8 protein-coding genes and 4 tRNA genes are annotated in these 11,686 nt (G+C 63.1%); 5 read left to right on the top strand and 7 right to left on the bottom strand.

The window, feature by feature from the left end; all coding sequences use genetic code 11:
- The first annotated feature begins 79 nt into the window (after nt 1-79).
- From A985_RS0110180 to A985_RS0110160, 5 genes are all read left to right on the top strand, one after another.
- A complete protein-coding gene (locus A985_RS0110180) occupies nt 80-1,501 on the top strand; it encodes an FAD-binding oxidoreductase (RefSeq protein WP_017233301.1) in 1,422 nt (473 codons plus the stop codon).
- A gap of 138 nt (nt 1,502-1,639) precedes the next feature.
- The gene (locus tag A985_RS0110175; RefSeq protein ID WP_017233300.1) at nt 1,640-2,491 is read left to right on the top strand and encodes a zinc-dependent peptidase; all 852 of its coding nucleotides are present in this window, start codon (nt 1,640-1,642) and stop codon (nt 2,489-2,491) included.
- Between the two features lie 187 nt (nt 2,492-2,678).
- Nucleotides 2,679-2,945: a type B 50S ribosomal protein L31 gene (locus A985_RS0110170; RefSeq protein WP_017233299.1), complete on the top strand. Its 267-nt coding sequence runs from the start codon at nt 2,679-2,681 to the stop codon at nt 2,943-2,945.
- Between the two features lie 306 nt (nt 2,946-3,251).
- Nucleotides 3,252-4,982 carry a glycosyltransferase family 39 protein gene (locus tag A985_RS0110165; RefSeq protein ID WP_017233298.1) on the top strand — a complete coding sequence of 577 codons (1,731 nt, stop codon included), beginning with the start codon at nt 3,252-3,254 and terminating at the stop codon, nt 4,980-4,982.
- Between the two features lie 37 nt (nt 4,983-5,019).
- Nucleotides 5,020-6,369 carry an MATE family efflux transporter gene (locus A985_RS0110160; protein WP_017233297.1) on the top strand — a complete coding sequence of 450 codons (1,350 nt, stop codon included), beginning with the start codon at nt 5,020-5,022 and terminating at the stop codon, nt 6,367-6,369.
- Between the two features lie 254 nt (nt 6,370-6,623).
- Here A985_RS0110160 and A985_RS0110150 read toward each other — a convergent pair.
- The 7 genes from A985_RS0110150 to A985_RS24995 all read right to left on the bottom strand — a co-directional run.
- Nucleotides 6,624-6,700 (bottom strand) — tRNA-Asp (locus tag A985_RS0110150).
- 99 nt (nt 6,701-6,799) lie between these two features.
- Nucleotides 6,800-6,876 (bottom strand) — tRNA-Asp (locus A985_RS0110145).
- 97 nt (nt 6,877-6,973) lie between these two features.
- Nucleotides 6,974-7,049, bottom strand: a tRNA-Glu gene (locus A985_RS0110140).
- Between the two features lie 163 nt (nt 7,050-7,212).
- Nucleotides 7,213-7,288, bottom strand: a tRNA-Ala gene (locus tag A985_RS0110135).
- Nucleotides 7,289-7,471: 183 nt separating this feature from the next.
- On the bottom strand, nt 7,472-9,628 hold the full coding sequence (pnp, locus tag A985_RS0110130; RefSeq protein ID WP_026131825.1) for a polyribonucleotide nucleotidyltransferase: 2,157 nt from the start codon (nt 9,626-9,628) through the stop codon (nt 7,472-7,474).
- Between the two features lie 341 nt (nt 9,629-9,969).
- Nucleotides 9,970-10,239, bottom strand: coding sequence for a 30S ribosomal protein S15 (rpsO, locus tag A985_RS0110125; RefSeq protein WP_017233294.1), 270 nt, complete (start codon nt 10,237-10,239; stop codon nt 9,970-9,972).
- A 295-nt stretch (nt 10,240-10,534) separates the two neighbouring features.
- Nucleotides 10,535-11,686, bottom strand: a 1,152-nt coding sequence (locus tag A985_RS24995; protein WP_232424583.1) for a branched-chain amino acid ABC transporter substrate-binding protein, incomplete at its 5' end; no start/stop codon positions are given.

Here is an 11,686-nt window from a genome sequence, read left to right as displayed (position 1 = left end):
CAGCCGCGCGTTAGCGCCTGCCCTCGAGACTCAGCGTTACCCAACCTTGGATCGCGCAAATCGTGTGACGCCCCCTGACATGAACGACTCCTCCTTCCTCACCGCGTGCCGTGACCTGCTGGGCCGTGACCACGTTCTGCTCGAGGCCGCCGACACGGACGCCTACCTCACCGATCAACGCAAACGCTATACCGGACGCGCCCTCGCCGTGCTTCGCCCCGCCGACGCCGCACAGGTCGCCGCCCTCGTGCGCCTTTGTGTCCGGCACGGCGTGCCGATGGTGCCGCAAGGCGGCAACACGGGCCTCGCCGGCGGCGCGACACCCGACACGAGCGGGCGTCAGGTGCTCATCAGCTTGCGCCGTCTCGATCGCATCCGACAGGTGGATGCCGAGAACATGACCCTGACTGCCGAGGCCGGCTGCCTGCTCGCGAACGTGCAGGCGGCGGCCGCCAGCGCGGAGCGCCTCTTCCCGCTGAGCCTGGCCGCCGAGGGCAGTTGCACGATCGGTGGCAATCTCGCGACGAATGCCGGCGGCACCGCCGTGTTGCGATACGGCAATACGCGCGAACTGTGCCTCGGCCTCGAGGTGGTCACGCCGCAAGGCGAACTGTGGGATGGCTTGCGCGGGCTGCGCAAGGACAACACCGGCTACGATCTTCGCGATCTTTTCATCGGCGCGGAAGGCACGCTCGGGCTGATTACCGCGGCAACACTCAAGCTCTTCGCACAACCCGTGGCGCGCATGACGGCGCTCGCCGCTCTGGAAAGCCCCGCGCACGCCCTGGCCCTTCTGAATCTGGCGCAACGCATGGCAGGTCCGCTGCTCACGGGCTTCGAGTTGATGTCCCACTTCTGCCTCCAACTCGTAGCGCAAATCTTCCCGCAGCAGCGTTATCCGTTCGCGCAACCTCATGCCCAGACCGTGCTGCTTGAACTCTCGGACAACGAGAGTGAAGCGCATGCGCGCGATCTGCTGGAGCGCTTGCTGAACGCGGCCGTCGATCAGGGTATCGTGCACGACGCCATTGTCGCGAACAGCCTGGCGCAATCGAATGCGCTATGGCACTTGCGCGAGAGCATTCCGCTGGCGCAGTCGGCCACGGGGCTCAACATCAAGCACGACATCGCGGTGCCGGTATCCCGGGTGCCCGCGTTTCTCAAAGCCACCGACCCGATCGTGCAGCGCGTGGCGCCCGGTGCCCGCATGGTCACCTTCGGCCATTTGGGCGACGGGAATCTGCACTACAACGTGATGGCGCCCGAAGGCGTCGATCCCGCCCAATTCCTTCATCGGCATCAGACGGCGGTCACCGCCGCCGTGCATGACAGCGTGCATGCCCATCACGGCACCATCAGCGCGGAGCACGGCCTCGGGCAACTCAAACGCGACGCCTCGGCGCATTACAAGTCGCCGGTCGAACTCGCACTGATGCGCACGCTGAAGACGGCCTTCGACCCGCTCGGGCTAATGAATCCGGGCAAGGTGCTGCCCGACTGAGCACCGCCGCCGCGCTGTGTGGCACGCTCGTTGCGGCGGCGCAAAAGCAGTTAAATTGGCATCGGTACGCCATCGGTGCTCAAAGGCCCTCCCCTGAGATTCACCGCGACTGCGTCAAATCATCCGACTTCGCTCCTCATGCTCCGAACCCTGCTCGCCCGCCTCCGACGCGCCCACACACGCCCCACGATCGACGATGCCGTCTGGCGCGAAGTCGTCGGCGCCCTGCCATTCCTGACACGCCGCAGCGCGGCCGACCTCGACAAGCTGCGCGCCCTCGCGACCGATTTCCTGGGCCGCAAACACTTTTCGACGGCGCACGACCTGCCGTTGACCGAAGCGATGTGTGTCTCGGTGGCCGCGCAAGCCTGCCTGCCGATTCTCAATTTGCCGAGCGCGCTGTATCGCGGTTGGACGGGCATCGTGCTGTATCCCGGCGAGTTCCTGATTCGCAAAACCGTGCAGGACGAAGCCGGCGTCGTGCACGACATCGCTCAGGAGGCGAGCGGCGAGGCGTGGGAAGGCGGGCCTGTCGTTCTGTCATGGCAGGATGTGCAAGCGAGCGATGTCCTGGCGTACAACGTGGTAATTCACGAGTTCGTCCACAAGATCGACATGGAAGGCGGCGAAGCCGACGGCGTGCCGCCGATGCTGCGGCGCGTGCATGGCGACCTCACGCCCGAAGCCTGGTGCGATGTCTTCGATCCCGCGTACGAGGCGTTCTGCCACGATGTGTCCAACGTTCCCGATGCCCACTGGGAAGCGTTTGCCTCGTCGTCGCTGCTCGACCCCTACGCCACCGAACACGAATCGGAGTTCTTCGCCGTCTGCGCCGAGGCGTTCTTTGTGGCCCCGGAGGCCTTTCGCGACGCCTATCCCGCCTTGTACGCGCTGTTCTCGCGCTATTTCCTGCAAGATCCGGCGGTGAGCGCCGGCACTGGCGACGCCGCGCCCGGCACAGCGGCATCCACGCCCGCCGGCGACCCGTGAAAACTTTGCGAAAGTCATTGTTTTCATGGCATAATGCGCGTTTTACTCACCCGGAAAGTGGTTGACGTCCCTCCCGTCGCATGACGACGATGGCGTTAGCGGGCCAACGGGGTGCCTCCCGGGGTAACAAACCTCGGGCGAACCTCCTCCCGCGCAGACTGGCTACCGACTTAACCCAAGGTACATCATGAAAGAAGGCATTCACCCCGAATACCGCGAAGTCCTGTTCCGCGACATGACGCCCGGCGTCGACTTCGAATTCATCACCCGCTCGACGATCCACACCAAGGAAACGGCCGAGAAGGATGGCAAGAGCTACCCGCTCGTGAAGATCGAAACGTCGTCGGCTTCGCACAACTTCTACACCGGCGAACAGCGCATCATGGACACGGCTGGCCGCGTCGACAAGTTCCGCCAGAAGTTCGGCAACCGCGCCGGCGGCAAGATCGCCTAAGTTTTATCGGCGACGCGCCACACAACGCGCTGCGGGGCCCGGCAGAGACTGGCGGGCCAGCACCTTGGGGCAACACCCCGGCGTTGTGGAAAGCATTGGAAAGGGGCAGCTCAGGCTGCCCTTTTTTCTTGGGTCTGGTCTGCGCCACCGCACGGCTTACTGTCATACTGTCGGCTTTTCCGATTTGCCCGAGTTTTCCCTTGGTTTTACCCTGAGCAGCACCCCGAGTTTCACCTTCGAGCCCGTTCCGGCTCGCCCTCTGAGTCTCCCCGATCCGGCCGCCGTGCCGATCCTGTCGTCCGGCCTATGAAACGAGTTCGCATCACCGCCTCCGCCACCAGCGCGCTACCGCGTTCGCTGTTGATCGCCATTTGTGTCATCTATGTGCTGGCGGGGTTGTTCGGTCGCGATCCGTGGAAAAACGAAGACGCCGCAGGTTTCGGCGTCATGTGGACGATGGCACACGGTCACTTGTCCGACTGGCTGCTGCCGAACATCGCGGGCAAACCCATTTACGACACCGGCCCGCTCGTCTCGTGGCTCGGTGCGCTCGCCATACGCGCCTTCTCGTGGCTCGACGCCCCCGACGCCGCGCGCATTGTCACCGGGCTGTGCTTCTACGCGACCTGCACGTTCATCTGGTACGGCACCTATCTGCTCGGTCGCCGCCCCGAAGTGCAACCGTTCAAATACGCCTTTGGTGGCGAGCCAGAACCGCGCGACTATGGACGCACGCTCGCGGACGGCGCCCTGTTGATTCTGCTGGCCTGCTTCGGGCTGGCCGAGCGTGGACACGAGACAACGGCCGCCGTCGGACAGCTCACGCTTATCTCGATGGCGATTTACGGCCTCGTGCGCAGCCTCGACAAGCCGCGTCAGGGCGCCGTCTGGTTCGGCCTCGCCCTGGGCGGCATGGCGCTCGCGTCCTCGCCGCTGATGACGCTCTCGCTCTGGTTCGCAGGCATTGCCGCTGCCATTGTCTGCCGCGCCCTGCCCTTGCGCATGCTACTGCTGATCTCCACGCCGGTGACGCTGCTCATTGCCTGCACGTGGCCGCTAGCGGCGCTCAAGTTTGCCAGCGGCGCACGCCAATGGCTCGGCGAGTGGACGGATATCGGCATGGACACCTTCAGCGGCCCGACGCTCGCCTCGCTGAGCTACATCGCCAAGAACCTGGCGCTGTTTGCCTGGCCCGCATGGCCGCTTGCCGCGTGGTCGCTTTACTCGTGGCGCGGCATGCGACGCGCGCCCCACATCGCGATTGCGCTTGCCTTTGCCGTCGTGATTCTTGTGCTGATCGTGCTGCAGGCGCATCAGGGCAATCAGCTCTTCATGCTGGCGCTGCCCGCGCTGTCGATCATCGCCGCCTTCGGCCTGCCCACGCTCAAGCGCGGCACGGTCAACGCCATCGATTGGTTCGCCGTGCTGTCGTTCACCGTGCTGGCAGGCTTCGTCTGGATCGTCTGGCTCGCCGGCATCACCGGTTTTCCGGCCTCCACGGCGCGCAATCTGCGACGCCTGGTCCCGGGCTTCGCCCCCGAGTTCAGCTGGGTCACGCTGATCAGCGCCCTGATCGTGACCGGCGCCTGGGTCGCACTGGTGGCGTGGCGCGTGTCGCGCAGCCCGAAAGTCCTGTGGCGCAGCGTGGTGCTGTCGTCTGGCGGCACAACCCTCATGTGGGTATTGCTCATGACGCTGTGGCTGCCCGTCGTGAACTACGGCAGAACCTATCGCGACGTGGCCGCACAGATCGCCGCCCATCTCCCCGCCGATTACACGTGCATTCGCACGGCTCGCGTCGGCGACGCGCAGCTCGCGTCGTTCGCCTACTTCGGCAAGATGCGCTTCGGCACGGCCAACGACGATTGCGACGTGCTGCTGCGTCAAGACTCGCAGGACTACAGCGAACCGTTGTCGCTGGCGCCCTACGAATGGCGCCAGCTCTGGGAAGGCCGCCGCGCGGCCGACCGCGACGAGCGCTTCCGCCTTTATGTATTGCAGGAGCGTCCGGGGCGGCGCGGGGCGCGTCCGCGCTAACCCCATCCCCCATCCCTAGCGACGCTCACGCAACGCCATGTGGCACGACATCAAACGCATTGCCGAACTGGCCTGGCCGGTGCTCATCGGCCAGTTGGCCGTCATCGCCTTCGGGGTGATGGACACGGCAATGGTCGGTCGCGCCTCGGCGTTCGATCTCGCATCGCTCGCACTCGGTGGGTCGATCTACATCACGGTGTATGTCGGCCTGATGGGCGTGCTCGTGGCGCTCTCCCCGATCGCCGCGCAACGCTTCGGGGCAGGAGAGCGCGAAAGCATCGGCGAGGAAGTGCGGCAGGCGTTCTGGCTCGCCGGGTTTCTCGCCGTGCCGGGTGTCCTGCTGCTATCGCATCCGCAGTTCATTCTGCGACTCTCCGAAGCATCCCCCGAACTCGAAGCGCGCGCGAGCGCCTATCTCCAGATGCTCGCGTTCGGCCTGCCCGCCGCGCTGCTCTTTCGTGTGTACTCCTCGCTGTCCACCGCCGTGGCGCAGCCCCGCATCGTCATGGCCATTCAGGTCACGGGACTGACCTTGAAAGTCCCGCTGAATCTGGCACTGATTTATGGCATCGAACGGCTGGGTATTCCAGCGCTCGGCAGCACCGGCTGCGCCATTGCCACGACCGCCATCAACTGGGTCTCATGTGCGCTCGGACTCACACTGATGGCACGTCACGCGAAGTTGCGTGCCTTCGCCACCTTTTCCCGATTCTGCTGGCCGCACTGGCCGGCGATTCGTGCGCTGCTCAAGCTCGGCATACCCATGGGACTGAGCTACCTGATCGAAGTGACGGCGTTCTCGTTCATGGCCATCTTCATTGCTCGCCTGGGCGACGTGACGCTCGCCGGTCACCAGATTGCCGCGAACCTCGGCGCGCTTATGTATATGCTGCCGATGTCGATTGCGATTGCGACGGCGACGCTCACCGCACAGGCCATCGGCAAGCGCGACTTTCGCTTGGCGCGCCGGGTCGGGCGCCGCGGCGTCGAGTTTGCTGGCCTGCTGGGCGTGTTGCTGGCGAGCGTCATGGGACTCTGCCGGCCGTGGGTTCTGGCAGCTTATACGTCGGATCCGCTGGTCGCGGCGGTCGCGACGCCATTACTCGCCATCGTCGCCGGCTATCACGTATTCGACGCCTTGCAGGTGAGTGCCGTCTTCGTGTTGCGCGCATGGAAGGTTGCGGTAATCCCGACCGTCATCTACGCCGTATCGCTCTGGGGTGTCGGACTGGGGGGCGGTTATGTGTTGGGCTTCGACGTCGGCGGGCTGTCCCCGGCGTGGCTGCATGGCGCCGCAGGATTCTGGTTCGCCAACAGCGCGAGCCTGGCGATCGCCGCCGTCGGCTTGCTGAGCTATCTGCGCTGGATCGTACGCGTCAAAGGCTGAACGCACACGCCTCGGGCCGACTCGGAACATCACCACGGCCCGACAGCTTACCGCGCGCGATCAACGCCCATCATCGATGCGCACTATTTGCACATCTTCAAGAAATTGCGCGAAAAATCCGCACGCACTTTCAGGGCGACAGCCATCGGGAGAAAATAGTATCGAAACGCCCCGAAAGCCCCGTTGCAGGACTCGAAATCATGAACGTCGAACGACAAAAAAAAGCCCAGGCATTAGCCTGGGCTTTCTTCGTTTGGCGGAGCGGACGGGGCTCGAACCCGCGACCCCCGGTGTGACAGGCCGGTATTCTAACCAACTGAACTACCGCTCCAAACTTGCTGCAGCATCGTGATGTGATTCACTTTGCTTTCCTGCCAGCGATTCGACACTGCAGCGTTGTTACGCGCAGATTGCCGAACTGCGTAGGTTTTGGCGGAGCGGACGGGGCTCGAACCCGCGACCACCGGCGTGACAGGCCGGTATTCTAACCAACTGAACTACCGCTCCAAAACCGACAAAAAAACCCGCCAAACTTCCAGCGGGCTTTACGCCACCAACTGCGTGGCATTTTAAACTGATACCGACTCGCTACCGGCACCAATTCTGGCGTCCCCTAGGGGATTCGAACCCCTGTACTCACCGTGAAAGGGTGATGTCCTAGGCCTCTAGACGAAGGGGACAAAATCGTCACAATCTTGTCTGTTTCGCTTTACTGCATTTCGCGAAGAACGCTATTCTAAACAACATTTCTTCGATTGTGAAGCTTTATTTTCAAGTGATTTGCATCGTTTTCGCAAGAATCTTGCTTGTTCGATGCGCCTGAAAATCAAGCTTCGGAATCCGTGGTGGAGGTAAGCGGGATCGAACCGCTGACCTCTTGCATGCCATGCAAGCGCTCTCCCAGCTGAGCTATACCCCCCGAACAGAGAAGTGAGATTCTAAAGACAAACCCATTTTCTGTAAATACCCTTCTCGCATTTTTTCCGCATTATTTTGCCGATCCGTGCGATGGATAAAAAAACGGCGACGCGCAAGCGTCGCCGTTTTCTTTGGCACAGCGACGCACCAACGCGCGCCGCCAAGCCTCATACCGACATCGAAATTACTGAGCGTCGCCTTCGCGCTTGACCAGCGCCGGGCTACCCTGCTTTTCTTCGTCCGTCAGCGCCTTGTGCGACAGACGCAGACGACCCTTGTCGTCCTGCTGGATCACCTTCACGCGCACCGCCTGGCCTTCCTTGAGGTACTCGTTGATGTCCTTGATACGCTCGTTGGCGATTTCGGAGATGTGCAGCAGACCATCCTTACCCGGCAGCACCGACACGATCGCGCCGAACTCGAGCAGCTTCAGCACGGTACCGTCGTACACCTGGCCCACTTCGACTTCCACGGTGATCAGCTCGATGCGGCGCTTCGCTTCCGCAATGCCTTCGGCGCTCGGGCTGGCAATCGTCACCACGCCGTCGTCCGAGATATCGATGCTCGTGCCGGTTTCTTCCGTCAGTGCGCGGATCACCGAACCGCCCTTGCCGATCACGTCACGGATCTTTTCCGGGTTGATCTTGATGGTGACCATGCGCGGCGCGAATTCCGACAGTTCCGTACGCACGCCCGACTGCGCTTGCGCCATCTTGTCGAGAATATGCAGACGGCCTTCCTTGGCTTGCGCCAGGGCGACCTGCATGATTTCCTTCGTGATGCCCTGGATCTTGATGTCCATCTGCAGTGCGGTGACGCCGTTCGACGTACCCGCCACCTTGAAGTCCATGTCGCCCAGGTGATCTTCGTCGCCGAGAATATCGGTCAGCACGGCAAACTTGTTGCCTTCGAGGATCAGGCCCATCGCGATACCGGCGACCGGCGCCGTCAGCGGCACACCGGCGTCCAGCATGGCGAGGCTGCCACCGCACACCGACGCCATCGACGACGAACCGTTCGATTCGGTGATTTCCGACACCACACGCACGGTGTAACCGAAATCGTCGGCGCCCGGCAGGCACGCCACCAAAGCGCGCTTGGCCAGACGGCCGTGACCGATTTCGCGGCGCTTGGGCGAACCCACGCGACCCGTTTCACCCGTCGAGAACGGCGGGAAGTTGTAGTGCAGCATGAAGCGATCGCGGTACTCGCCTTGCAGCGCGTCGATGATCTGCTCGTCGCTCTTGGTGCCGAGCGTGGCCACCACGAGGGCCTGCGTTTCGCCACGCGTGAACAGCGCCGAACCGTGGGCACGCGGCAGCACGCCGGTGCGGATCGAGATCGGGCGCACGGTGCGCGTGTCGCGGCCGTCGATACGCGGCTCGCCAGCCAGAATCTGGCTACGCACGATCTTGGCTTCCAGATCGAACAGGATGTTGCCCACTTCGATACTGTCCGGCGCGGCTTCGCCCTTGGCGCTCGCCGCTTCGCCCAGCTTGGCGATCACGTCGCTGGTCACGGCGCGCAGTTGTTGCGTACGCGCTTGCTTTTCGCGCGTCTGGTAAGCGGCGCGCAGCGAGGCGTCCGCCAGTGCCGACACCTGTGCGATCAGCGCTTCATTCTTCGCGGCCGGGGCCCAATCCCACTCGGCCTTGCCTGCGTCGCGCACCAGATCGTGAATGGCGTTGATCGCCGTTTGCATTTGATCGTGACCGAACACCACGGCGCCCAGCATCACGTCTTCCGGCAGCTCTTTCGCTTCCGATTCGACCATCAGCACGGCTTGCTCCGTACCGGCAACGACGAGGTCGAGCTTCGACTGGGCGATCTGCTCACGCGACGGATTCAGCACGTACTGACCGTCGACGTAGGCCACGCGCGCAGCGCCTACCGGGCCGTTGAACGGCAGACCGGAGATCGACAGCGCTGCCGATGCGCCGATCAGGGCCGGGATATCCGCCGGCACTTCCGGGTTCAGCGAAACGACCTGCACAACCACCTGGACTTCGTTGTAGAAGCCTTCCGGGAAGAGCGGGCGGATCGGGCGGTCGATCAGGCGCGACGTCAGCGTTTCGTTTTCCGACGGACGGCCTTCACGCTTGAAGAAGCCACCCGGGATCTTGCCGGCGGCGTAAGTCTTTTCCAGATAGTCGACGGTCAGCGGGAAGAAATCCTGCCCCGACTTGGCGCTCTTCGCACCCACGACCGTGGCCAGCACGACCGTATCGTCCATGTCGACGAGCACGGCACCGGATGCCTGGCGAGCAATCTCACCCGTCTCCATGCGAACCGTGTTTTGTCCCCATTGGAAAGACTTGACGACTTTATTGAACATTTGCACTCCTATATCGAATCGCGCGAATGCAGCAGCGGCGCGATATCGCTGCCGGGGTGATCCCGACGCCTCGCAGGGGGGAGTGTTATGCCATTCCAGCGTTGCCCGGCACCTTGGCGCGTAGGCATTGGCATCGCTCGGGCGACGCTGGAATGACACAAGCCCTGCTTATCGACGAGGCCCCATAAAGTGGGAACTACAGGAACTGCTGGAACCGGGGAGAACCCAGCCCAACGGTGAGGTACGCGACCGGCCGGACATCCTCAGGACATCCGTCAGGGAGCGCCCAAAAACAAAATGCCTGCATCAGCACGCTGATACAGGCATCTCGTCGTAATCGCAATCGCTTACTTACGCAGGCCCAGCTTCTCGATCAGGGCGCGGTAACGATCTGCGTCCTTGCCCTTGAGGTAATCGAGCAGCTTGCGGCGACGGCTCACCATGCGCAGCAGACCGCGGCGGCTGTGGTGATCCTTCATGTGCGCCTTGAAGTGCGGCGTCAGTTCGTTGATGCGCGTGGTGAGCAGCGCAACTTGCACTTCGGGGGAGCCGGTATCGTTAGCGGCACGGGCGAATTGCGCCACGACGTCCGACTTCTTGGTCATTGCGGTAGTCATTTGCTTTCCTTTGGATACACGCGGTCACGGAAGAATGGCCGTGCCGTGAACTTACAAAAACATGCGCGGCATTGCCGCACATAAACAAAACTGCAAGTGCGCGATTATACGGGAGTTGCCTCCCGGATGCCATACTTTTCCTCGCCACGCCGCCTCAGACGGGGCCGAGCGAACGGCTTGAGCGCTGAAAACCGGACGCTCCACCAAATAATCCGGACAATTTCAACGGATTATCCGGAAAATTTCGACCAATTATTTTTCCCGTCACGCCAGCCCTTCTGCCCTTCCCGGCCATTCACCGCTGGCGGGCCATCCGGCAAGTACTGGGCAATGCCACCTTATTGGCGGGCAGCTCGAGCACTGTCTTGAACCCAAAGCCCGAGCCCTCGTTGTCGAACTTCACCCCCGGCTCGCCCGCGCGGCGCATGACCGACACGTACAACGGCTCGATCAGCTGGTGGTCGTTCGGACGCATCCATGCGTCGACCGGCGCCTCGCGAATCCGGCGGTTCTGCAGCGCCCGCGCCACGGTCGTCACATCGGTGGTGCCGGCCTGCTCGAGCGCCGCGGCGATCATGTCGATCATCACGCTCATGCGCAGCAGCGCATAGTCGTCGCGCGCCTCCGGATAACGCGCACGGAACGCCTTGTAGAACGCATCCGACGCCTCGCCGCCCACGTTCGGGTGCCATTCGGCCACGGCGTACACGCGGCCAACCCCGGCCTCGCCCAGTGCTGCCGGCGCGCCGAGGGCGTTGCCATAGAACGTGTAGAACTTGAGCTCCATCCCCTGTTCGCGTGCGGCCTTGACGAGCAAGGTCAGGTCGTTGCCCCAACTCCCCGTCACCACCGTATCGGCACCTGCCGCGCGAATGCGCGCAAGATAGGGCGTGAAGTCCTTCACGCGCCCCACCGGGCTGAACTGCTCACCCACGATCTGCACGTCCGGGCGCTTGGCGCCAATCATCTGTCGGGCGAGCCCGGCGACCTGCCGGCCAAAGCTGTAGTCCTGGTTGAGCAGGTAGACCTTCTGGATGCTCGGATCTTGTTTGATGGCCTCGGTCAACGCCTGCATGCGCATGGCGGCATTGGCGTCGAAGGCGAAATGCCAGAAACTGCACTGCTCGTTGGTGAGCGCCGTGTCGACGGCCGAGTAATTGAAGAACAGCATGCGCTGCCCGGGATCGCGCGCATTGCGTTTGTTGATGGCATCGATCAACGCCGACGCAACGGCCGAACTGTTGCCTTGGAAGACGAATGGGATGCCCAAATCGCCGGCAGCCTTGAGTTGCACCAGGCTGTCTTCGACGCCGCCCTTGCTGTCGAACACCGTCAACTCGAACGGATGGGCGCCGTCGCGCAACTTCACCCCACCGCGCGCATTCACGCGTTCGATCGCGAACCGCAAATTGCGCTCGACCATGGCGCCCGCATTGCCGAAGGGACC

The sequence above is a fragment of the Pandoraea sp. B-6 genome, assembly GCF_000282835.1.
GTDB classification, from domain to species: Bacteria; Pseudomonadota; Gammaproteobacteria; order Burkholderiales; family Burkholderiaceae; genus Pandoraea; species Pandoraea cepalis.
Note: the sequence above shows the minus strand (reverse complement) of the source record. Positions and strands in the feature narration are given on the sequence as shown.